Below are 22,901 nucleotides of genomic sequence, written 5' to 3' on the forward strand. Positions count from 1 at the left end.
GGATAGTCGGGGGAGGGTAAGCTTGGTCGGCGAAGGAACGCAGCGACAATAAGCTGAAGAGGAACGCGGAACGGCAGGACGCCGCTCTACGCGTGTTCAGGAGGTAAGTAGCCCGGCCGGCTTCGTCAAGCGCTTAGCGACGGATGCGCCACGGTAACCCGTGCCCCGCCCCGTCCCATCGTCACCCCAGCGAACGCTGGGGTATCAAGCGGCTCTTGCCCGCACCATCGTGCAAGACCCCAGCTTTCGCTGGGGTGACGAACGTGGCGCGAGCGTCACCTCCACTCGTCAGAACGGCTTCACGAACACCAGCACCACGATCAGCGTCACCATCAGCGCCGGCACCTCGTTGAGCATCCGCAGCTTCCGTCCATCGAGCGTCGGCGCGCCGCGCGCGAGCTTCTTGGCATAGCCCACCGCCCAGCCGTGATAGCCCGACAGCAGCAGCACGAAGAGCAGCTTGGCGTGGAGCCAGCCCTCCTGCCAGTGATGGCCGACGGTGGCGAGCGTCAGCCCCAGCACCCACACCACGATCATCGCCGGGGTGAGGATGATCGCGCGGATCTTGGTCTCGCGCTCCACCCACAAGGTCGCCTCGTCGACGCGGCCGGCGGCCAGCGCCTCCTGGTGATAGACCAGATAGCGCGGCAACATGAACAGCCCCGCCATCCAGAAGATCACGAAGATCACATGCGCTGCGACGATCCACAGATAGGCGCCCGCCAGCCATTCCATCACCATTTGCTCCCTGCTCCGCCCATCGTCTCGCCGCGTACCCGCGCGATCAACGCCTCGACATGCGCGATCGGCGTATCGGGCAAGATACCATGGCCGAGGTTGAACACGTGCGGCCGCTCGGGGAAGGCGGCGAGGATCCGGTCGATCGCCTCGTCGAGCGCAGCGCCACCGGCGATCAGCGCCAGCGGGTCGAGATTGCCCTGCACCGGCATGCCGGTCGGCAGCATGTCGTTCGCCCACACCGGGTCCACCGTCTCGTCGAGCCCCAGCGCGTCGACCCCGGTCTCGCGCGCATAGGCCGGCAGCTTGCCGCCCGCGCCCTTGGGGAAACCGATGATGCACGCCCCCGGGCAGCGCGCGCGCAGACCGGCGACGATCGCCGCATTGGGCGCGATCACCCAGCGTTCGAACTGCGCCGGGGAAAGGCTCCCCGCCCAGCTGTCGAACAATTGCACCGCCTGCACGCCCGCCTCGATCTGGCGCGCGAGATACTCGATCGTCAGTTCGACGATCGCGGCGATGATCGCGGCGAACGCGCCGGGGTCGCGATAGGCGTAGCGCCGGGTCTCACCCTGGTCCTTCGATCCCCTGCCCGCGACCATATAGGTGGCGACCGTCCACGGCGATCCGGCAAAGCCCAGGAAGGTGGTCTGTAGGGCCAAATGCGCCGCCACCCGCGCCACGGTCGCATAGACCGGGTCGAGCCGCTCAGGGACGCGCTGAAGGGCTTCCAGGGCATGATCCATCTCGAGCCCGGCCAGTGCCGGCTCGAGCCGCGGCCCCTCGCCCACCCCAAAGCTCAGATCCTGGCCCAGCGCCCAGGGTACCATCAGGATGTCGGAGAACAGGATCGCGCCGTCGAAGCCGAAGCGGCGGATCGGCTGCAGCGTCACCTCGGCCGCCGCCGCGGGATCGGTGGCGAGCGCGAGGAAGCCGCCCTTCTCCGCCCGCAAAGCGCGATACTCGGGCAGGTAGCGCCCGGCTTGGCGCATCAGCCACAGCGGCGGCACCGCCTGGCGCTGGCCCTTGAGGGTCGCGAGCAGCGGCGCCACGGGCATGCCCTGATCGCCCCCTTCCTTGTCAGCGACAAGGGGGGCGACAAGCGGGCCGGCAACGGGTGTGGAGAGACGGTCGGTCAGCGCCCTTCTTCCTATATAAAGAAGATTCAAAAGAGGATGTTGTAGTGATTGGCACGTGGATGCCGGGGTAAAGTCATCTGTCCCGTAATCACCAACAGCTTGACCGGCAAGGAGCGGCGGAACCCCTCCGATTCGGGATTCGCTATCCCCGTTATCCACAGGCTGTGGATGAACGCGCGGGCTGTGCGCGGGATTGTGGATAGAAGGGCAGTTATCAACGCCGTCTCCGTCGCTTGGCGGGGGAGCCGAGTTACGCTAGCCCTTCTCCGCATGTTATCCACAGAACGGTCCAGCCAGGCGGTCGCGGCGCCGGACAGGCGGCGATGATGCGGCTCCATCTGCACTTGCTCTCGGATTCCACCGGCGAGACGCTGGAGAACATCGCCAAGGCCGCGCTCGCCCAATATGACGACGTCGAGACGGTCCGCCATTTCTGGCCGATGGTGCGCACCGAGGCGCATCTCGAGCGCATCCTCCAGGAGATCGCGCAGAACCCCGGGCTGGTGATCTTCACGCTCGTCAACACCGCCAACCGCCGCATCCTCGAGCAGCGCTGCGCCGCGCTCGGCCTGCCCTCGGTCGCCCCGCTCGATACAGTCAACGATGCGCTGTCGGGGCTGCTCGGCCAGCAGGCCAAGGCGCGGCCCGGCCGCCAGCACGTTCTCGACGCCGCCTATTTCGCGCGGGTCGATGCCATCCAATGGACCATCGCCCATGACGACGGCATCGCGTCGGAGGACTGGGAAGAGGCCGATATCGTGCTCGCCGGCGTGTCGCGCTCGTCGAAGACGCCGACCTCCATCTATCTCGCCAACCGCGGCTGGAAGACCGCGAACATCCCGATCGTGGTCGAAAGCCCGCCGCCGCCGGTGCTGTTCACGCTCAGAAAGCCGCTGGTCGTCGGCCTCACCACCAGCGCCGATCGGCTGATCCAGGTCCGCCGCAACCGGCTGCTGTCGCTCAACCAGCAGCCCGACACCCCTTATGTCGAGCAGGAGGCCGTCACCCGCGAGATCGCCTTCGCTCGCCGGATGTTTGCCGACAATGGCTGGCCGGTGATCGATGTCACCCGCCGCTCGATCGAGGAAACCGCCGCGGCGATCACCGCGCTCGCCAACCAGCGCCGCAGCGAGCTCGCCGGCGTATGAGCCGAGTTCGCCAGATATCCCCCTCCCCTATCGTCCGGGCTCTCCGCGATGACCGGGCAACGGTAGTCGCATGAACATCTCCTTCATCCTCGCCTCGCAAAGCGCCTCGCGCCGCGCCATGCTCACCGCCGCCGGGGTGCCGTTTGACGCGGTCGCCGCCGGCGTCGACGAGGAGGCCGCCAAGCACAGCCTCGCCGGCCTCCGCCCGCGCGATCTCGCCGACGCGCTTGCCGAGCTGAAGGCGCTCAAGGTCTCGGCGCGCGCGCCGCAGGCGCTGGTGCTCGGCAGCGACAGCATCGTCGCGCTCGCCGACGGCACCCTGCTCGACAAGCCCGAAAGCCGCGACCAGGCCGCCGACCATCTCGCGCGGATGAGCGGCACCCGCGTCGAGCTGTGGAGCGCCGCGGTGATCGCCGAGGGCGGCGCCGCGGTCTGGCGCCATGTCGAGGCCGCCAAGCTTCACGTCCGCTCGCTATCGCCGGCCTTCATCCAGACCTATCTCGATGCCGAATGGCCCGCGATCGCGGGCTGCGTCGGCTGTTTCCGCATCGAGGGCCCGGGCGCGCAGCTGTTCACCCGCATCGACGGCAGCCAGTTCACCGTGCTCGGCCTGCCATTGCTCAACGTCCTCGATTATCTCCGTCTTCGCGAAGTGATCCCGTCATGACCACCCTCCCCGTCCGGCCTTATGCCGAGGTGATCGGCGATCCGATCGCCCAATCCAAGTCGCCGCTGATCCACGGCTTCTGGCTCGACGCACTCGGCATCGATGCCGAGTATCGCAAGACCCATGTCACCGCCGACGAGCTGCCGGCCTATTTCGCCGCGCGGCGCGACGATCCGGCCTGGCGCGGCTGCAACATCACCGTTCCCCACAAGATCGCCGCGCTCGATCATGTCGAGGATCGCGGCGACGTCCGCGCCAGCATCGGCGCGATCAACACCGTGATCCGCGCCGAGGATGGCGCGCTGGTCGGCACCAACACCGATGCCGGCGGCTTCTACGCGCCGATCGCCGGCTTCGATTGGGCGGGCAAGCCGGTGACGGTGATCGGGGCCGGCGGCGCCGCGCGCGCGATCCTCTTCGCCCTCTCCCGCCTTGGCGTCGGCCCGGTCACGGTGATGAACCGTAACCCCTTGAAAGCCATGGCTTTGTTGTCGGCGTTCGGGCTCAAGGGCCAGGCGCTGCCGCTCACCCCGGTGGTCCCGCCCTCGGCGCTGCTGGTCAACGCCAGCACGCTCGGCATGGTCGGCCAGCCCCCGCTCGACGTCGATATGCGCGAACTTAGCGAAGATAGCCTGGTCTACGACATCGTCTACGCGCCCTTGGAGACCCCGCTGCTTGCCGCGGCGCGCGCCCGCGATCTCGAGACGGTGGATGGCCTCGAGATGCTGGTCGGCCAGGCCGCGCTCGCCTTTGAGCTGTTCTTCGGCGCCGAACCCCCGCGCGACCGCGACGACGAGTTGCGCGACCTGCTGGTGGCATGACCGGTTCCGCCGGCCGCCCTGCGATCCTCGGCCTCACCGGCTCGATCGGCATGGGCAAGTCGACGGTGGCGGGGATGATCGCGGCCGAGGGCGTCCCGGTGTTCGACGCCGACGCCGCTGTCCACCGCCTCCAGGGTCCCGGCGGCGCGGTGGTGGCCGCGATCGAGGCCGCCTTCCCTGGCACCACCGGCGGTGCCGGGGTTGATCGCCCTGCCCTTGCCGCCCGGGTGCTCGCCGACGATGCCGCGATGGCGCGGCTCGAGGCCATCGTCCACCCCGCCGTCACCCAGGAGCGCGCCGCCTTCCTCGCCGCCCATGCCACGGCGGCGCTGGTGGTGTTCGACATCCCGCTCTTGTTCGAGACCGGCGGCGATCGCCTGGTCGACACGGTCGCGGTGGTCTCCGCCGCCGCCCCAGTCCAGCGCGCCCGCGTCCTCGCCCGCCCCGGCATGACCGAGGCCAAGTTTGCCGCCATCCTCGCCCGCCAGCTGCCCGATGCCGACAAGCGCGCCCGCGCCGACTGGGTGATCGCCACCGACGTCCCGCTCGACGACACCCGCGATGCGGTGCGCCGCCTGATCGCTTGCCTAACCCCGGCGGCAGGCGGATAGAGGCTGGATGCGCGAGATCGTCTTCGACACCGAAACCACCGGCCTGAGCTTCCCCGGCGGCGACCGATTGGTCGAGATCGGCTGCGTCGAGATGGTCAACCGCTGCGAAACCGGCATCACCTTCCACGCTTATTACCACCCCGAGCGTGGCATGCCCCAGGAGGCGTTTGCGGTGCACGGCCTGTCCGAGGCGTTCCTCGCGGACAAGCCGCTGTTCGCCGATGCCGTCCACGAGCTGGTCGACTTCCTCGGCGATGCGCCGCTGATCGCGCACAATGCGAGCTTCGACTTCGCCTTCCTCAACGGCGAGCTGACCCGCTGCGGCCGCGCGCCGATCTGCACCAAGACGCGGTTCGTCGACACGCTGCAGATCGCCCGCACCCGCCATCCCGGCGCCAAGCACAGCCTCGATGCCTTGTGCTCGCGGTTTGGCGTCGACCGCAGCCATCGCGTGCTCCACGGCGCGCTGCTAGACGCGCAATTGCTCGCCCAGGTCTATGTGGAGCTGATGGGCGGCCGCCAGATCGGGCTCGGGCTGGTCAGCGATCGGGTGGTGGCAAACGCGCTGCAGACCAGCCGGCGCGGGCCGAGCCGCGTCCGTCCACCGCGCGTTTTCGCTCCGTCTGCCGCGGAACGGGCAGCGCATGCGGCATTTGTTTCGAAGTTGGAGGATCCACTGTGGGGGGTCGAGGCGTTCGGATAACGCCATCTGGGCGAGGCCAATAGGTGCCGCCCAAAGCCAAGGAGAATGAAATGGATATCCGGATCTCTGGTCATCAGGTCGCACCCGGCGACGCGCTCAAGGATCATGTGAGCGACCGGCTTCAGGGTATCGCCGACAAGTATTTCAGTCGGACCATCTCTGCCGAAGCCACCTTCGGCAAGGGTCCGCATGATGTCGGATTCAAATGCGATATCGTCGCCCATGTCATGAAGGGTCTGGTGCTCAAGGGGCATCACGAGGCGCAGGACGCGCATCTCGCCTTCGACGGCGCCGCCGACAAGATCGAAAAGCAGCTGCGCCGCTACATGCGCCGCCTCAAGGATCGCAACGCCGATCAGGCGATCGAGATGGCCGAGAGCATCGGCTATGACAATGCCGGCTACACGCTGTTCCAGGAGCAGGTCACCGAGGAGGACGTGGGCGATGCCCCGCTGATCATCGCCGAGACCCGCGTCGACATTCCCGATGCCAGCGTCTCGGATGCGGTGATGATGCTCGATCTGCGCAACACCGCCGCGCTGTTGTTCAAGAATTCGGGGACGGGCACCTACAATATGGTCTATCGCCGCGGCGACGGCACCATCGGCTGGGTGGAGCCGCAACGCATGCCCAGCGCCAGCTGATCCTTCTGCCCGCCGGACTCGCGAGGAGCCCGGCGGGTCTCTCGCGAGTGACGAATGCACGATTTAAGCGATCTGCTGCGACCCGAGGGGGTGCTCAAGGACGTCGCCGCGGCCAACAAGAAGAACCTGTTCCAGCAACTCGCCACCACCGCGGCCGAGACGCTGGGGGCCGACCCCAAGCTGGTCGCCGAGCGACTCGCCGCGCGCGAGAAGCTCGGCTCCACCGGCTTCGGCGGCGGCGTCGCCATCCCCCATGCCAAGCTCGACGGCCTGGCCGCGGTGGCGGGGGTGTTCGTGCGCCTCGCCCAGCCGATCGAGTTTGACGCGGTGGACGATCTCCCGGTTGACCTCGTGTTCATGCTGCTGTCGCCAACCGCGGCCGGCGCCGATCATCTGAAAGCGCTCGCCCGGGTGTCGCGGCGGATGCGCGATCGGCCGTTCCTGGCCAAGCTGCGCGGCGCGGGCTCGCCCGATGCGCTTTATGCGCTATTCTCGGCCGATGCGGCGCGCGATGCCGCCTGATACTGCCGCCGGCGACGGCGCCACCGCACATTTCCGCGCGCTCGAATCGCTCTATGCCGCCGCGCCGATCAATCGGCTGTTCGAGTCGCGGCTAGAGATCGTGTCGGCGGGGGTGGCGCGCATCCATTTCCAGCTCGACGAGCGTCATTTCCACGCCGCCGGCGCGGTGCATGGCACCAGCTATTTCAAGATGCTCGACGATGCCGCCTTCTACGCGGCCAACAGCCTGGTCACCGATCGTTTCCTGCTCACCACCGCGTTCAATCTGCTGCTGACGCGGCCGCTCAAGGCCGGCCCGGTGATCGCCGAGGGGCGCTGGATCAGCGGCAAGCGCCGCGTATTCGTCGCCGATGCGCGGTTGATCGACGCCGACGGCGAAGAGGCCGCGCGCGGCACCGGCACCTTCATGCGCTCGCAGATCGCGTTGTCCGGCCTGCCGGGCTACCGCGCGTCGTGAGCGATCGGCTGCCGAGCGGCATGCTGGTGTCCGCGATGCTGCGCCGGGTCAACGATGCCGGCGGCCTCGCCGTGGTCCGCGCTAGGGGCGACGCCGAGGGCGGCGCGATCCTGATCCTGCTCGACGATCGTGCCGGGCCGCCGCGCCTGGTCGAACGCGGAATCGGCCCGGACGGCCGGGTGGTGCTGATCGACTCCGCCCCCGGCGACTCCGGGCCAAGCGTGGAGGATTATTGGCGCCGCCGCCGGTCGCGCGACCCCGATCTATGGGTAATTGAACTGGACATCGCAGACGCCGAACGGTTCGCCGCTGAAACAATCCTCGTCGATTGACACCCAAAGGCTGCCCCGCAAAGGGTGAACGCACGTTGAATAAGCGTTGTGCCGTTGCCTGGGTGCGATCCGGGTCGGTGACGCAGTCGGGGGGATGCCCGGACGATCGCCTGGCGATCGGGTCCGTGGTCCAACCGCATAATGATCAAGTAGATGACCGTTTTGCAGCGCGCCGCGACGATTGCGGTGATGACCTTTTCTTTGGCCGGGCTCATTGGCACCAGCTCGCCCAGCAAGGCTTCGGACCTCGATCGCACCGCGATCACCGCTCAAAGCGCCGTTGCTTCGATCTTTCCTGCAGCGATCCTGCCCGACAATAACACCCTCACCCCCGCCGTTGTTCCCCAGCCCGATGCGAGCGTCACGCCGCAGGACGCTGTGGTCGAGCCGGCCCTGGCCGAGAGCGACGATTTCCATACCCTCGCCGATGCCGTCGCCGCCCAGCAGGCGGATGATGCCGACGACGCCGTCCGCTGCCTCGCCGGCGCGGTCTATTTCGAATCCAAGGGCGAGCCGCTCGCCGGCCAGCTCGCGGTCGCTAACGTGATCATCAACCGTTCCAAGTCGGGCCGCTTCCCCAAGGACGTCTGCTCGGTGGTCACCCAGCGCGGCCAGTTCAGCTTCGTCCGCGGCGGCCAGATCCCCAGCATCGATCAGCAGCGTGCCAGCTATCGCACCGCGATCGCCGTCGCCAAGGTCGCGCTTGCCGCGGCCTGGGACAGCCCGGCCCCCAAGGCGCTGTACTTCAACACGCCGAACCGTCGCCCGGGTGGCAGCGTCGTCAAGATTGCCGCGATCGGCAACCACGTCTTCTATCGCTGAAACGGCGACGAGCAGGCTTGCCCTGTTCGCTGAATGTTCTATGCCGGCGCCATGCTAGACGTGGCGCCGGCTTCTTGTTTGGATGGGGACAATCCGCTGCTGTGCGCGGCCGATGTCGCCCGCGGGGTGACGCGGATGTTGCTCCGCCACGATATCACCGCGATCGCGGAGGTGCCGCTGGATGGCGGTCGCCGTGCCGATCTGATGGCGCTCGATGCGCGCGGCCAGCTCGTCATCGTCGAGATCAAGGTATCGCGCGCCGATCTGCTCGGCGACGGTAAATGGCCCGACTATCTTGCCCATTGCGACCGCTATTTCTGGGCGGTGCCGGCCGGCTTCGACACCGCGCCACTCGATGGCGCTGCCTTCCTGCCCGAGCGTACCGGGGTAATCGTCGCCGATCGCTACGATGCCGCGATCCTGCGCGAGGCGCACACCGTGCCGCTCGCCGCCCATGTCCGCAAGCGCTGCACGCTCGCCTTTGCGCGCCGCGCCGCGCGCCGGGTAGTGGGGCTCACCGATCCCGACGCGCTGGCGATCTAGATCGATCTAGAATTTCGGCCCGGAGACCTGGCGCTTGGCCTTCTTCGGCAAATCCGCGAACAGCGCGGTGATCACCGGGTTGCGATTGTCGCGGGTGGCATAGGCGCGCGCCGACAGGCCGGCGAGGTTGTCGGTCTGATCGGGATCGGCGCCCTTGTCGATCAGTAGCCGCGTCACCGCCGCGTCACGGTTGTTGACGGCGACGATCAGCGGCGTCTGGCCGGCCGAGTTGCCGAGGTTGATGTTGGCCTTATAGGCCAGCAGCAGCTGCACCAGATCCTCGCGGCCCGCCTGGGCGGCGAGGATCAGCGGGGTGTTGCCGGCGCTGTCGCGGATGTTGGGATCGGCGCCCTTCTGCAGCAGATATTGGAAGAACAGCGAGTTGGAATGCGACACCAGCAGGTGAAGCGCGCCTTTGCCCCCGGTCACCTGTTTGGTGTTGATGATCGTGCTGCCGGGCGTTTCGATCATGGTGGTGACGACCTTGCCATCCTCCTTGTCGACCGCCTGAAGGAATTTATAGCCTTCCGACTGCTGCTGCGCGGCGGCGGGGGCGACCACCGCCGGCAACGCCAGTGGGGCCAGGGTGAGGGCGATCAGGAAGCGCTGGCGGAACATCGATTATCCTCGCGGGGAACGGGTGCTTGCGTGGCCGTCGGTAACAGATCAAGGCTGGCGCGGTCATGAACTTTCGTTCCTGCCTCATGCTTGTTGCCGCGGTGTTGCTCGTCGCCTGCAGCCGTGGTTCGACGCCGGCCGAACAGCCGCCGCTCGCCGGCGCCGCAATCGGCGGACCGTTCACGCTGATCGACCAGGACGGCCATGCCGTAAGCGATCGAACCTTCGCGGGCCGCTACCGGATCATGTACTTCGGCTACACCTTCTGCCCCGACGTCTGCCCGACCGATCTGCAGGTCATCGGCACCGCGCTCGGCCAGCTCGACAAGAGCGATCCTGGCTTGGCTAAGCGGGTCGTGCCGGTGTTCGTCAGCGTTGATCCGACGCGCGATACCCCGTCGGTGCTCAAGCAGTTCGTCGCCGCCTTCCATCCGCGCATGGTCGGGCTGACCGGATCGGCCGCCGAGATCGCGCGGGTCACCAAGGAATATGCGGTCTATGCCGCCAAGGGCGATGCATCGCCGGGCGGCGGCTATCTGGTGAACCACAGCCGGCAGGCCTATCTGATGAGTCCCGAGGGGCGGCCGCTGGCGCTGCTGCCCACCGAACAGGGGCCACAGGCCGTGGCCGCCGAGATCAAGCATTGGGCATCATGAGCAAATTCTGGGAGCTGCCCATCGAGCAGCTCGACCGCGGCCAGTGGGAGGCATTGTGCGACGGCTGTGGCAAATGCTGCATCCACAAGCTCGAGGACGAGGACACCGGCGAGCTGGTGCCTACCAACATCGCCTGCCGCCTGCTCGATCGCCGCACCGGCTTCTGCTCCGATTACCGTCACCGCCACGCCTATGTCCCCGAATGCGTGCGGCTGACGATGAAGAACGTCCGTACCATTGATTGGCTGCCGAGCACCTGCGCCTACCGTCTTCGCGCCGCCGGCGAGCCGCTGCCCGACTGGCATTATCTCGTGTCCGGCGACCGCGAGAGCGTCCACCAGGCCAAGCAGTCGGTGCGCGGCTGGACCGTCAGCGAGGATGACGTCGGCGACTTCGAGAACCACATCGTCGATCGCGAGCTGTGAGCGCGGCGGCGTGACCGATCTCGAGATCGTCCGTCATCCCACCGCACGACGCATCCGCCTGACGCTCGATCCCGCCAGCGGTCGCGCCAAACTGGTGCTGCCGCGCCGTGCCGCGCTGAAGCCCGCGCTCGCCTGGGCACAGGGCAAGGCCGATTGGCTCGCCGAACAGCGCGCGCACCTGCCGCAACCGCAACCCTTTGCGCCCGGCATGACGCTCACCGTTGCCGACGAGCTGCTGACGATCGGCTGGGTGCCGGGGTCGAGCCGCCGGGTCGAGCACGGGCCGGGCACGCTGTCGCTGTCCGGTCCGGTGGAGACGCTGCCGCGCCGCGTCGATGCCTGGCTCAAGCGGCAGGCGCTGGCGCTGCTCACTGCTGAAACGGCGGAATATGCAACAAGGGCAGGGGTCACCGTCAGCCGGGTCGCGATCGGCGATGCCAAGGGGCGGTGGGGCAGCTGCGCGTCGAGCGGCATCATCCGCTATAGCTGGCGGCTGATCCTCGCGCCCGGCTGGGTGCGGCGCGCGACCGTCGCGCATGAGGTCGCGCACCGCGTCCACATGAACCACTCCGCCGCCTTCCACGCCTTGGTCGCGGAGCTCTACGGCGCCGATCCGACCCCTGCGCGTGCCTGGCTGCGCAGTCACGGCGCTGGGCTTCACTGGGTCGGGCGGTCGTCCTGATCATCGCGGTTGCGGTCGCGCGAGTCCCGCGGCGGCTGGCGGCCGGACTGTAGATCGCGCGGCCGCTCGTCGCGCTGGACAGGCTGACGACCGGCAGCCAGCGGCTCACGCGGCGCATCGCGGCCGGTGACGCGGTCGATCAGATCGTCGAGCTGCTGCTGCGGCGGGGTGTTGGTCTGCGTCGGCTGCTCGCCATCGGCGCCGTCCGGGCGCGGCAAGGTCGGCGTCGCCTGCTCGATCGGATTGCCATCCTCGTCGACCATGCTGCTGCCATTATCCGGCGCGCCGAAATAGCTCTGCTCGTCGGGCTCGAGCTGCCATTCGGGCAGCGTCACCTGGGTCTCGAACTGCTCGATTGGGCGGTTGGCGGTGGCAGGCTTCATGAACGCGGCAAAGGCGCGGGCAGGGGCGGTGCCGCCGTGCAGCCCGGCGATCGGCCGGGCGTCGTCGCGGCCCATCCACACGCCGGTGGTAAGCCCGCTCGAGAAGCCGAGGAACCAGCCATCCTTCGACGAAGTGGTGGTGCCGGTCTTGCCCGCGACCGGCCGGCCGATCTGCGCCTCGCGCCCGGTACCGGTGTTGACCGCGGTCTGCAGCAGGTCGGTCATCTCGGCGGCGACATAGGGCGCGACCAGCACATGGCTGCGATCCACCTCATGGGTGTAGATGGTCTGGCCATTCGCGGTCACCCGGGTGATTCCGTACGGCGTCACCGCCACGCCCTTTTGCGCGACGCTGGCGAAGGCGCGCGTCATGTCGATCAGCCGCACCTCGGAGGTGCCGAGCACCATCGATGGGTGAGTGTTGACCGGCGTGGTGATGCCGAAGCGGCGCGCCATGTCGGCGACGGTGGTGAAACCCACTTCCTGGCCGAGCTTGGCGGCGACGGTGTTGAGCGAATAGGCAAAGGCGGTGCGCAGCGACACCGGGCCGCTGTTGTGCCGCGAATCGTTGCGCGGGCTCCAGCCGTCGATCGTCACCGGCTCGTCGACGATGCTGTCCTCGGGCTTGTGGCCGGCCTCGAGCGCGGCGAGATAGACGAACAGCTTGAACGACGAGCCCGGCTGGCGGACCGCCTGGGTGGCGCGATTGTAGATCGACGACACATAGTCCTTGCCGCCGACCATCGCCTTGACCGCGCCGTCGCGATCAAGCGACACCAATGCGCCTTGCGCGCCGGCCGGTGCGTTGGCGCGCACCGCGGCATCGGCCTGGCGCTGCATGCCGAGGTCGAGCGTGGTCCACACCTCGAGCGGCGCCTGGGTCTCGTCGATCAGCGTGTCGAGCTGGGGCAGGGCCCAGTCGGTGAAATAGCGAACGCTGTTCTGCTGCGGCTCGGGCGCCAATTTCAGCGCCTGCGGGTTGGCCGCATCGGCCTCGGCGCGGCTGATCACGCCATTCTCCACCATCGTGTCGAGCACCACGCCGGCGCGGCCGACCGCGGCCTGGGCATCGGCGGTCGGCGAATAGTTGGAGGGTGCCTTCACCAGCCCCGCGATCACCGCCGCTTCGGATAGGCTGAGGTGATCGGCGCCATGGCCGAAGAACTTGCGGCTGGCGGCATCGATGCCATAGGCGCCGCCGCCGTAATAGACCTTGTTGAGGTAGAGCTCGAGGATCTGGTCCTTGCTGAACTTGCGCTCGAGCGCGAGGCTGAGGATCCATTCGCGGAACTTGCGGCCGAACTTCTTCTGGTTGTTGAGGAAGACGGTGCGCGCGAGCTGCTGGGTGATGGTCGAGCCGCCCTGGATCCAGCGCCCGCGCTCGTAGCGGATCATCACCGATCGCGCGATGCCGATCGGGTCGACGCCGAGGTGGCTGTAGAAGCGGCGATCCTCCACCGAAACGGTGGCCTCGCGCATCACCGTCGGGATCTGTTCGCCCGCCAGCCACTCGCCATAGCTCGGCCCCATCGACACGATCACCGTGCCGTCGGCGGCATGGACGCGGATCATCTGGCCGTTGGGCGAGGATTTGAGCTGGTCGTAGCTCGGCAGCTGCGCCTTGGCGATGTAGACGGCGATCACCAGCGCACCGAGCGCCAGCACGCCGAGCCCGATCAGGATCTGGAGGGTGACGATCAGCCGACGGCGCCAGCGCGACGCTGGGCGGGAGGAACGCTGGGGTGAAGCTGGGGTGCGCGCGCGGGCCATGAACAGGGCGGCGAATACGCGCTAACCGGCCGGGCCACAAGCGGCCCGGCGCGAGGGTCAGCCTGCCTTGCGCGCGTGGAACTCGAGCGAGATCGAGTTCATGCAATAACGCTGGCCGGTTGGCGGCGGACCATCGGGGAAGACATGGCCGAGATGGCTGTCGCAGCGCGCGCAGCGGGTCTCGGTGCGAGTCATGCCGTGGCTGGTATCGCTATGGTCGCTGACCACCTCGGGATCGAGCGGCTGGGTGAAGCTCGGCCAGCCCGAACCAGAGTCATATTTGTCGGCGCTGTCGAACAGGTCGAGATGGCAGGCAGCACAGGCATAGATGCCGTCAGCCTTATTGTCGGTCAGCGCGCCGGCATAGGCACGTTCGGTGCCGGCCTCGCGCAGCACATGATATTGCGCGGGGGTAAGCCGCTTGCGCCATTCGGCTTCGGAAAGGGTGAGCTGATCCATCCACGCTATGTCGGTTTGCCGCCCTCGAGCGTCAAGGCGGCACGACGGGTCGAACATCAAATCAGGCGGGATGAGCGCAGCGCCGGTTCCGGCCGCGCTCCGCTCCCGCCGCCCGTTTTCGATGCCAACTTGGTTCGTTTTGGACAAGTTACGTGGCGATAATCCCACGATGTGCCCATCTTGTTGAGAACAGCTAATGATGTGCTTGTTTTATGTCCGGAGCGGTGTCACGACAACAGTCCTGACGCAACGCTTTTGGGAGTAAGCGGTGGCAGAAGAGACGATCGTCGGATTGGTGAAGGATCTGACCACACAGTTGTCGGCGATTGCCGTTGAATTCGGCAACAGAGCCGATCAACTGTCGAGTGAGACGCAGAGTGTCGCGGTAACCGGGGAGGTCCGCGATCCCTGCCAGATGGCCAAGCAATTGCTGGCGCAACGGCTGGCGCGCTTTGACCATTTTCCCGCAGAACTGTTCCATGAACCGGCGTGGGACATGCTGCTGGCGCTGTTCGTCGCCAATGAGGAGCGGCGGACGATGAGCGTGAAGACGCTGGTCGGCAGCGCCAATGCGCCTGTCACCACCTCGCAGCGCTGGATCGACCATCTCCACAAGCTCAAACTGATCGACCGCGTGATCGATCCGATCGACCGCCGCCGCATGGAGATCTCGCTCAGCGACACTGGCCAGACCGCGGTCATCCAATATCTGCGGCGCTTGGGCGCTCAGGAGCGCGCGCCGAGCAACGCCTGATTCGCGATTCGGTTCCCGATCGAACGGATCTGAGGTGGATCAGATACGATGTCGATTGGGTCAGCCTTACGGCATTATCGTCGAACCGTGGGGCAATCGGCCCCGCGATATATCCGTCTCTCATGTCCGTCCTCGGCGTGAGCCTTGGATAACCGCTGTGGCAATGATCGGATCTTGTCCCCGAAACGGGTGCAAGTTGATCTTTTAAGTCATTACGGTTCCGTAGTTTTTACTTAAGCACAACCGCCGATTTTAGCCTCGAGACACGAACTCGGGGAATGTTTTGGCGTATTCGCGCATCATTGGCAGTGTACAGAGCAAGCAGTGGTCGGCGCTGGTGCGTGCCTGCTGCTGCGTGCTCGTCCTGCTGGTACTGGTCAGCGGCGCCAACATTGCCCGCGCCGAGACCAGCGCCGGCACCCGGATCGACAATACCGCCGAGCTGCGCCTCGATGGCAGCAACACATTGCGCTCCAACACGGTTTCGCTGATCACCGCCGAGCGGCTCGACGTCACGCTCGCCCGCGTCGGCAGCGGCAGCGTCGCCATCACCGGCGCCGGCAACGTGCTCCCCGTGCTGCTCACCAACGCCGGCAACGGCCAGGAGGCGTTCACCGTCGCCGCCACCGTGTCCGATGCCTCCGCCACCGTTCGCCTGATCGCGATCGACGTCGATGGCGACGGCCGCTTCGATGCCACCCGCGATACCGTGCTGGCGGGCGGGGTCACGCCGGCGCTTGCGCCCGGCGCATCGCTGTCGTTGCTCGTCGTCGTCGACGCGGGGCAGGGGGCGGTGACCGCCAACGCGGTCACGGTCACCGCTCAATCCATCACCGGCAGCGGCCCGCAAGGCACCCAGTTCGCCGGGCAGGGCGACAGCGGCGGCGACGCGGTCACCGGCGCCACCAGCGCGCGCGCGGCCGTGTCGGTGCCGCTCGCCGCCACCGGCGCCGCGCCGAGCCTCGTCAAGTCGCAGGTCGTGACGGCGCCGGACGGCTCGGCGCGGGCGATCACCGATGCAATCATCACCTACACGCTCGAGGCGCGGCTGGTCGGCCCGACGGCCAACGTTCGCGTCGCCGACCCCATCCCGGTGGGCACCACCTATGTCGCCGGCAGCCTGCGCCTCGACGGCGCCGTGCTCACCGATGCTGCCGACGCCGATCCCGGCACCGTCGGCGCCGCCGGCGTCGCGGTCACGCTCGGCGACATCGCCGCCGCCGGCACCCGCACCATCCAGTTCCAGGTCAAAATTCAATGAGGAGTGTCATCATGATCGCCCGTTGCCTCGTCGCCGCGCTGCTCGCGGCGGTCGCCGTGCCCGCGCTCGCCGCCGGCCCGCTCCAGCTCACCACCAAGATGCTGGTCGAAAAGCGCGTCGCCGCCGCCGACGGCACCACCAAGACCCAGGCGGTGAGCGCCGCCAACGTCACGCCCGGCGACCGCGTCGTCGTGGTGCTCGATTATCGCAACAGCGGCGCGCAGCCGCTCGGTGGTGTGGTGCTGGCCAATCCGGTGCCGCGCAACATGGTCTATCGCGGCGCCGCGGCAGGCTCGGCGAGCCCCGAGCTGTCCGTCGACGGCAGCCATTTCGCGACGCTCAACAGTCTCAGCGTGAAGACGCCCGCCGGCGCCATGCGACCCGCCACACTCGACGATGTCACCCACGTCCGGTGGCGCCTTTCCAGCCCGTTAGCGGCCGGTTCGAAGGGCGAACTCGCGTTCCAGGCCGTCCTCCGATGATCCGCTTCCCGGTCACTCACCCACCGCACGCACACCAGTAATCCAAGGAGTAATTTTCGATGTTTTCAACAGGGGCTCGCGGCCTGCTGATGGCCGGGGCGGCCACGGCGGCCTTCATCACGACGGGGACGGGGGTTGCGCAGGCGCAGACCACCACGCCCGGACCGGCCGGCACCGCCGCCGGCACCACCATCACCAACACCGCGCAGGCGAGCTACACCGTCAACGGCAACGCTCAAACGGCACAGTCGAACACCGCGACATTCGTGGTCGATCGCAAGGTCAATCTGACGGTGATCAACACCTCGTCGGCGAACACCTCGGTCAACCTCGGTCAGGCCGGTGTGGTGACGACCTTCCAGGTCACCAACAACACCAACGGCACGCAGGATTTCCTGCTGTCGACCAGCCAGCTGGTGCCGCTCGGCCTGCTCACCGGTACCGACAATTTCGATCTCGCCAACCTCAAGATCGTGGTCGACAATGGTGACGGGGTCTACAATCCCGCCACCGACGTTGCGACGTTCATCGACGAACTGCCCGCGGACCAGTCGCGGCTGGTGTTCGTCGTCGGCGACATCCCGGCGAGCGGCACGCCGACCCCGACCATGGCGACGGTCGGCCTCGACGTCACGGTTGCGGCAGGCGGTGCCCAGGGCACGCAGGGCACGGCACTGATCCCGACCCCGCTCAACACCATCAACCAAGATGCCGAGGTCGACGTCGTGTTCGCCGACAACGACAATGATGGCACGCTGGGCTTCGATATCGCGCGCAACGGCCAGGCTTGGGCCTATGGCGCCTATCAGGTCACCGTCACCAATGTCGCGCTGACCGTGAGCAAGACCGCGACGGTGCTGACCGATCCCGTCAACCTGATCGCCAACCCCAAGGCCCTGCCGGGCGCGACCGTGCAATATTGCCTGGTCGCCAACAACAGCACCGTCGGCACCGCGGCATCCGACGTGGCGCTGACCGACGTCATCCCCGCCAACACCACTTACGTCGCCAATTCGCTGACGATCGGCGGCTTGGCGGTGGGCGGCGCCTGCGTGCTCAACGGCTTCCAGCAGAATGACGACGGCACCCAGGCGACCGGTCCCTATCAGGGCGCGTTCAACGCGGTGACGAAGACCGTCACGGCGCGGATCCCGACGCTCGCCGGTGGCACCGCCGTGGCGGCCGCCTTCCGCGTCACCATCAACTAACCGTCCAGCAGAACAGGAAAAAACCGATCCCGGCGCGGGTACCCTCGCGTCGGGACAGGTCACCCTTATGCCTTTTCCCCGGCCCTTCCTGCGTCTCGGCGCGCTCCTGCTCGGTATCGGTGGCCTCGCCGCCGCGGCCGCGCAGACGACGCGCGTGGAGAACACCGCCAGCCTGACCTATGCGTCGGGCGGGGCCGACCAGAGCGTGCGCTCGAACACCGTGGCGCTCGACGTCACCCGCACCAAGCGCCCGACCACCTTCACCTTCCGCCTGCTCCCCAACGGCATGGAGCCTGCCGGCGCCAAGTGCGACGCCGCGACGCGGATGTTCATGCCCGCGCCCGTCGACGAGGCGCTGCTCGCCGCCAGCCCCAAACTCGAATCGATCGACATCACCTCGCCGCTGATCATGGTGATCGACGCCGAAGCCGAGAACCGCGATCCGACCGTTCGCGAGACGGTCGCCGTCAACGTCGACACCGGCGACGTGACCGGCAAGCTGCCGCTGCTCGAAACCGGCCCGGACACCGGCGTGTTCGCCGGCGCGGTGCCTGCTGCCAACGATACCAGCGATGCCTCGCTGGCGCCTTGTTCGCTCAAGCTTGCTCGCGGCGACCATCTGCGCTTGAGCTTCACCGAGAATGGAGACAGCTTCGGCTCGTCGATCGACCTGCTGATCGATCCCGCCGGCTTCGTGTTCGATTCGCGCACCGGCCAGGTGGTCGACGGCGCCGAGGTCACGCTGCTCGACGAGAATGGCCAGCCCGCGATCGTCTATGGCGACGATGGCGTCAGCCGCTATCCGTCGACGATGATCACCGGCCAGGCGGTCAGCGACGCCAGCGGTCGCAGCTACGACGTCATTCCCGGCCGCTACCGCTTCCCGTTCACCGCGCCGGGCCGTTATTCGCTCAAGATCGTGCCGCCGGCCGGCTATACCGCCCCCTCGGTGGTCGATGCCGCTACGCTGCGCGCGTTCAAGGCGCCCGACGGCAGCAACTATATGATCGAGGACGCGAGCTACGGCCGCGGCTACCTCACCGTCGTCGATGATCCCGTCTATGTCGACGTGCCGCTCGATCGCCCCGGCAACAACACGCTGCTGCTGACCAAGACGGCATCGGTGCGCGAGGCGTCGCCGGGCGACTTCATCCAGTATCGCATCCAAGTCAGCAACCGCGACAGCGTCGCCGCGACCGGGCTGCACCTCACCGACTATCTGCCCACCGGCCTGCGCTTCGAGCGCGGCTCCACCCGCGGCGCCAGCGAGCCGGCGATCTCGGCCGATGCGCGCAACCTCGATTTTCCGGTCGGCACCATTCCCGCCAACGGCTCGGTCGAGGTCAGCTATGTGGTCACGATCGCGCCTGGCGCGCCGACCGGCGAAGCGCTCAACCGCGCGCAGATGCTCGGCGACGGTGGCGTCACCAGCAACGAGGCCGCCGCCTCGGTACGGCTGCGGCCGCTGCTGTTCACCGATGCAATGACCATCATTGGCCGCGTCTCGGAGGGAAATTGCAACGATCCCGCCGAGAAGCGCAAGGGCATCGCCGGTATCCGCCTGATGCTCGAAGACGGTACCTTCGTCGTCACCGATCGCGACGGCCTCTACCATATCGAAGGCGTCCGCACCGGCCGCCACGTCATCCAGCTCGACACTGCGAGCGTGCCGGCGAGCTACGAGCCGATCGCGTGCGACGTCGATACCCGCCAGGCGCGCAGCCCGATCTCGCGCTTTGTCGAGGGCGAGGGCGGGCTGCTCAAGCGGGTCGATTTCCAGCTGCGCCCCACCGGCAAGACGGCATTGGCAACCGATGCATTGCCGGTCGTTGCGCTCGACGATGCGGTCGCCGCGGGCAATCGCGACTGGCTCGCCGGCGCCACTCCCGGCACCGACTGGCTGTTCCCCGGTACCGACTACAATCCCCGCGCGCCGGTGCTGCGCGTCGCGATCAAGCACCTGCCCGGCACGCGCATCGCGCTGACGCTCAACGGGCAGCAGACCGAGGCACTGAACTTCGACGGTACCGACGGCAGCGAACAGGCGGGCGTGCTCGTCTCCAAATGGACCGGCCTGCCGCTGGTCGCCGGCGACAACCGCCTCCAGGCACGCGTGCTCGATAACGCGGGCGCCGTGGTCGCCACGCTCGATCGCACCGTCCATTATGCCGGTGCGCCGGTGCGCGCGACGGTGGATCTCGCCAAGAGCCGGCTGGTTGCCGATGGCCTCACCCGGCCGCTGGTCGCGGTGCGCATCACCGATGCCGCCGGCCGGCCGGTGCGCGCCGGCACCCAGATCCCGTTCAAGGTCGATCAGCCCTATACCGCCGCGATCGAGGCCGAGCTCCAGCAGGGCCGCCAGCTCGCCGGCCGCGAGAAGACCGAGGTCACCACCCGCGTCGTCGGCGACGAGGGCTATGCCTTTCTCGCGCTGCAGCCGACTACCCAGGCCGGCGCGGTCCACGCCGTGGTGACGCTGCAGGAAGACCAGCAGGTCCGCACCAGCGACATCCGCGCCTGGCTGGCGGCGTCGCAGAAGGACTGGGTCGTGGTCGGCTTCGGCGCCGGCACCGCGGGCTATGACATGCTCTCCAAGCACGGCCGCACTTTGCCTAAGACGCAGCGCAACAAGCTCGTCACCGATGGCCAGCTCGCCTTCTACGCCAAGGGCCGGGTCAAGGGCTCGTGGCTGATGACGATCGCCTATGACAGCGATCGCGCTTATGATCCCGACCGCGGCCTGCTCGGCACGATCGATCCCGATCGCTATTACACCGTCTATGGCGACGGCAGCGCCCAGGGCTATGACGCGCCCACCCGCCGCAAGCTCTACCTGCGTCTCGAGCGGCGCGAGTTCTATGCGCTGTTCGGCGATTTCGAGACCGGCTTCACCGACACCCAGCTGACCCGCTACAGCCGCACCCTCAACGGCGTGAAGGCCGCTTATGAGGGCCGCAAGCTGCGCGCCAACGGCTTTGCCGCCAAGACCGACACGCTCTATGCGCGCGACGAGATCCAGGGCAACGGCCTGTCCGGTCCGTACCGGCTGGCGTCGCGCGGCATCGTCCCCAACAGCGACAAGCTGCGCATCGAAATTCGCAACCGCTTCCGCTCGGAGCTGATCGTCTCCTCGACCCAGCTCACCCGCCACATCGACTATGACATCGACACCGATCTCGGCACGGTGCGCTTCCGCGAGCCGGTGCTGAGCCGCGACGCCAACCAGAATCCGATCTTCATCGTCGCCGACTACGAGGTCGAGGGCGGCCGCAGCGAGAAGCTCGCCGCCGCCGGCCGCGTCGCCGCCAAGCTCGGCAAGGTCGAGGTCGGCGCCTCGGTGATCCGCGACGAGACCGCCGGCAACGCCACCGTGGTCGGCGGCGACGTCAAGGTGCAGCTCGGCCGCGAGACCCGGCTGCGCGGCGAGTTCGCCACCGGCGGCAAGCAGGGCATCGGCAACGGCATCGCCTATCTCGCCGAGGCGCAGCATCACGGCGGCGGCGTCGACCTGCTGGTCTATGCCCGCCAGCAGGACGCAGTCTTCGGCGTCGGCCAGCAGAATCTGGTCGAGGCGGGCACCCGCAAGTTCGGCCTGGACGGCCGCGTCGCGCTCACCGGCACGCTCAGCCTCACCGGCACCGCCTGGTACCAGGACATGCTGGCGAGCGACGCCACCCGCACCGCGGGCGAGGCGCGGATTGAATATCGCCGCCAGGGCGCGACGCTGTTCGCCGGCGCGCAGTTTGCCGCCGACCGCGGGCTCGACAGCGGCGACCGCGATTCGCGCCTGCTCACGCTTGGCGGCAGCAAGAGCCTGTTCGGCGGCGGCGTCACGGTCACCGGCCAGACCCAGTTCGCCCCAGGTGGCGACAAGGGCTCGGTCGATTTCCCGGTCCGCCATCAGGTCAACGCCGCCTGGCGGGTCAAGCCCGGCATCCGCCTGCTCGCCGGCTATGAGATCGCCGACGGACAGGATTACACCGCCCACACCACGCAATTGGGCTTCGATGTCGCCCCCTGGCGCGGCGCCAAGCTGATGAGCACGCTCAACCAGCAGGCGATCGGCGAGAATGGCGGCCGCACCTATGCCCAATATGGCCTCAGCCAGTCGCTGCCGCTCGGCAAGCATTGGACGGTGGACGGCACGCTCGACGCCAGCAGCACGGTGCGCGGCAGCGTCCCCAAGGGCGCGGTGATCAACGCCTTCCAGCCGGTCGCCTCGGGCGGCTTCATCGGCAGCACCGGCAACGGCGACACCAGCGGCGGCGATTATACCGCGGCGACGGTCGGCGCCACCTATCGCGCCAACCGCTGGTCGTGGAACGGCCGCCTCGAATATCGCGACGGCAACATCCAGAACCGCTGGGGCATCACCACCAGCTTCCTGCGGACGCTCGGCGAGGGCAAGACGCTCGCCTCGAGCATCAAGGCCTATCGCGTCCAGCAGGCCAGCGGCGCAGCGGCGCTCTCCGCCTCGGCCGATCTGGCGCTGGCCTGGCGTCCGCTCGACAGCCACTGGTCGGTGCTCGAGCGGCTCGAACTCCGCCAGGAGAGCGCGGACGCCGGCATCACCGACGGCAACGTGCTCGGCGTCCCCGCCAGCGGGCTCGGTGACCAGGTCACCAGCCGGATCATCAACAACCTTGCGGTCAACTACCGCACCGGTGCCGAGGGTCTCGGCCATGGCCTCGAGGCGACGGTCTATTACGGCAGCAAGTACGTGAAGGGCCGGTTCTCCGACGACATCTACGATGGCTTCATCGACGTCACCGGCTTCGAGCTGCGCCACGATCTTGGCAGCCGCATCGATGTCGGTCTCGCCGGCTCGGTCCAGCACGCCTGGGATCGCGCGGTCTGGTCGTGGAGCGGCGGCCCGTCGGTGGGTGTGTCCCCGGCGCCGAACATGTGGCTCAGCGCCGGCTACAACATCGCCGGCTACCGCGACCGCGATTTCGAGGACGACCGCTACACCCGCCAGGGGCCGTATGTGACGATGCGCATGAAGTTCGATCAACTCTCGCTGCGCGGCGCCACCCGCGCGCTGTTTGGAAAGTGA

24 protein-coding genes are annotated in these 22,901 nt (G+C 67.8%); 19 read left to right on the forward strand and 5 right to left on the reverse strand.

The features are described 5' to 3' along the window. Positions 1–288: 288 nt before the first annotated feature. Positions 289–735 carry a CopD family protein gene (locus OXR60_RS05945; protein ID WP_267394856.1) on the reverse strand — a complete coding sequence of 149 codons (447 nt, stop codon included), beginning with the start codon at positions 733–735 and terminating at the stop codon, positions 289–291. Beyond that, positions 735–1,796, reverse strand: coding sequence for a uroporphyrinogen decarboxylase (gene hemE, locus OXR60_RS05950; protein WP_267394857.1), 1,062 nt, complete (start codon positions 1,794–1,796; stop codon positions 735–737). The genes OXR60_RS05945 and hemE overlap by 1 nt, the downstream gene beginning before the upstream one ends. A gap of 404 nt (positions 1,797–2,200) precedes the next feature. On the opposite strand from hemE, the gene OXR60_RS05955 reads away from it, so the two are divergent. The 11 genes from OXR60_RS05955 (at position 2,201) to OXR60_RS06005 (ending at position 9,147) form a co-directional block, all read left to right on the forward strand. Next, entirely contained in the window at positions 2,201–3,025 is an 825-nt protein-coding gene (locus OXR60_RS05955) for a pyruvate, water dikinase regulatory protein (RefSeq protein ID WP_267394858.1), read from the forward strand. Positions 3,026–3,095: 70 nt separating this feature from the next. After that, complete coding sequence (locus OXR60_RS05960) at positions 3,096–3,692, forward strand: nucleoside triphosphate pyrophosphatase (protein WP_267394859.1); 597 nt, start codon at positions 3,096–3,098, stop codon at positions 3,690–3,692. Further along, positions 3,689–4,513 (forward strand): shikimate dehydrogenase, encoded by an 825-nt coding sequence (aroE, locus tag OXR60_RS05965; RefSeq protein ID WP_267394860.1) that lies wholly within the window; start codon positions 3,689–3,691, stop codon positions 4,511–4,513. Before OXR60_RS05960 ends, aroE begins: the two co-directional genes overlap by 4 nt. Then, positions 4,510–5,124 (forward strand): dephospho-CoA kinase, encoded by a 615-nt coding sequence (gene coaE, locus OXR60_RS05970; RefSeq protein ID WP_267394861.1) that lies wholly within the window; start codon positions 4,510–4,512, stop codon positions 5,122–5,124. Before aroE ends, coaE begins: the two co-directional genes overlap by 4 nt. Before the next feature lie 7 nt (positions 5,125–5,131). Continuing rightward, complete coding sequence (gene dnaQ, locus OXR60_RS05975; protein WP_267394862.1) at positions 5,132–5,827, forward strand: DNA polymerase III subunit epsilon; 696 nt, start codon at positions 5,132–5,134, stop codon at positions 5,825–5,827. 50 nt (positions 5,828–5,877) lie between these two features. Then, on the forward strand, positions 5,878–6,471 hold the full coding sequence (gene raiA / locus OXR60_RS05980) for a ribosome-associated translation inhibitor RaiA (protein WP_267394863.1): 594 nt from the start codon (positions 5,878–5,880) through the stop codon (positions 6,469–6,471). 54 nt (positions 6,472–6,525) lie between these two features. Further along, complete coding sequence (locus tag OXR60_RS05985; RefSeq protein ID WP_267394864.1) at positions 6,526–6,993, forward strand: PTS sugar transporter subunit IIA; 468 nt, start codon at positions 6,526–6,528, stop codon at positions 6,991–6,993. Further along, positions 6,983–7,450: a PaaI family thioesterase gene (locus OXR60_RS05990; RefSeq protein WP_267394865.1), complete on the forward strand. Its 468-nt coding sequence runs from the start codon at positions 6,983–6,985 to the stop codon at positions 7,448–7,450. The genes OXR60_RS05985 and OXR60_RS05990 overlap by 11 nt, the downstream gene beginning before the upstream one ends. Next, the gene (locus OXR60_RS05995; protein ID WP_267394866.1) at positions 7,447–7,782 is read left to right on the forward strand and encodes a DUF1491 family protein; all 336 of its coding nucleotides are present in this window, start codon (positions 7,447–7,449) and stop codon (positions 7,780–7,782) included. The genes OXR60_RS05990 and OXR60_RS05995 overlap by 4 nt, the downstream gene beginning before the upstream one ends. A gap of 153 nt (positions 7,783–7,935) precedes the next feature. Beyond that, positions 7,936–8,604 carry a cell wall hydrolase gene (locus OXR60_RS06000; protein WP_267394867.1) on the forward strand — a complete coding sequence of 223 codons (669 nt, stop codon included), beginning with the start codon at positions 7,936–7,938 and terminating at the stop codon, positions 8,602–8,604. 51 nt (positions 8,605–8,655) lie between these two features. Continuing rightward, positions 8,656–9,147: an MmcB family DNA repair protein gene (locus OXR60_RS06005; protein WP_267394868.1), complete on the forward strand. Its 492-nt coding sequence runs from the start codon at positions 8,656–8,658 to the stop codon at positions 9,145–9,147. A gap of 6 nt (positions 9,148–9,153) precedes the next feature. Here OXR60_RS06005 and OXR60_RS06010 read toward each other — a convergent pair whose 3' ends face one another. Next, entirely contained in the window at positions 9,154–9,765 is a 612-nt protein-coding gene (locus tag OXR60_RS06010) for an ankyrin repeat domain-containing protein (protein WP_267394869.1), read from the reverse strand. Positions 9,766–9,830: 65 nt separating this feature from the next. Between OXR60_RS06010 and OXR60_RS06015 the strand changes: the two genes are divergently transcribed. Genes OXR60_RS06015 through OXR60_RS06025 form a run of 3 tightly spaced genes read left to right on the forward strand, consistent with a single transcriptional unit; the run spans position 9,831 to position 11,528 of the window. Beyond that, a complete protein-coding gene (locus OXR60_RS06015) occupies positions 9,831–10,421 on the forward strand; it encodes an SCO family protein (RefSeq protein WP_267394870.1) in 591 nt (196 codons plus the stop codon). After that, positions 10,418–10,846 (forward strand): YcgN family cysteine cluster protein, encoded by a 429-nt coding sequence (locus OXR60_RS06020; protein WP_267394871.1) that lies wholly within the window; start codon positions 10,418–10,420, stop codon positions 10,844–10,846. Before OXR60_RS06015 ends, OXR60_RS06020 begins: the two co-directional genes overlap by 4 nt. 10 nt (positions 10,847–10,856) lie before the next feature. Then, positions 10,857–11,528: a SprT family zinc-dependent metalloprotease gene (locus OXR60_RS06025; protein ID WP_267394872.1), complete on the forward strand. Its 672-nt coding sequence runs from the start codon at positions 10,857–10,859 to the stop codon at positions 11,526–11,528. Here OXR60_RS06025 and OXR60_RS06030 read toward each other — a convergent pair. After that, positions 11,504–13,681, reverse strand: coding sequence for a PBP1A family penicillin-binding protein (locus OXR60_RS06030; protein ID WP_267394874.1), 2,178 nt, complete (start codon positions 13,679–13,681; stop codon positions 11,504–11,506). The genes OXR60_RS06025 and OXR60_RS06030 overlap by 25 nt on opposite strands. Positions 13,682–13,738: 57 nt before the next feature. Beyond that, a complete protein-coding gene (gene msrB, locus OXR60_RS06035; protein ID WP_267394875.1) occupies positions 13,739–14,140 on the reverse strand; it encodes a peptide-methionine (R)-S-oxide reductase MsrB in 402 nt (133 codons plus the stop codon). A 268-nt stretch (positions 14,141–14,408) separates the two neighbouring features. Between msrB and OXR60_RS06040 the strand changes: the two genes are divergently transcribed. The 5 genes from OXR60_RS06040 to OXR60_RS06060 all read left to right on the forward strand — a co-directional run bounded on the left by OXR60_RS06040 (position 14,409) and on the right by OXR60_RS06060 (position 22,901). Then, entirely contained in the window at positions 14,409–14,894 is a 486-nt protein-coding gene (locus tag OXR60_RS06040; RefSeq protein WP_267394876.1) for a hypothetical protein, read from the forward strand. A gap of 355 nt (positions 14,895–15,249) precedes the next feature. After that, positions 15,250–16,155: a hypothetical protein gene (locus OXR60_RS06045; protein ID WP_267394877.1), complete on the forward strand. Its 906-nt coding sequence runs from the start codon at positions 15,250–15,252 to the stop codon at positions 16,153–16,155. Between the two features lie 11 nt (positions 16,156–16,166). After that, entirely contained in the window at positions 16,167–16,637 is a 471-nt protein-coding gene (locus tag OXR60_RS06050; RefSeq protein WP_267394878.1) for a hypothetical protein, read from the forward strand. Positions 16,638–16,696: 59 nt separating this feature from the next. After that, positions 16,697–17,845: a hypothetical protein gene (locus OXR60_RS06055; RefSeq protein ID WP_267394879.1), complete on the forward strand. Its 1,149-nt coding sequence runs from the start codon at positions 16,697–16,699 to the stop codon at positions 17,843–17,845. A 67-nt stretch (positions 17,846–17,912) separates the two neighbouring features. Further along, positions 17,913–22,901: a hypothetical protein gene (locus tag OXR60_RS06060; protein WP_267394881.1), complete on the forward strand. Its 4,989-nt coding sequence runs from the start codon at positions 17,913–17,915 to the stop codon at positions 22,899–22,901.

Origin of the sequence: Sphingomonas sp. GC_Shp_5, assembly GCF_026540855.1 — a bacterium.
Classification (GTDB): Bacteria; Pseudomonadota; Alphaproteobacteria; order Sphingomonadales; family Sphingomonadaceae; genus Sphingomonas.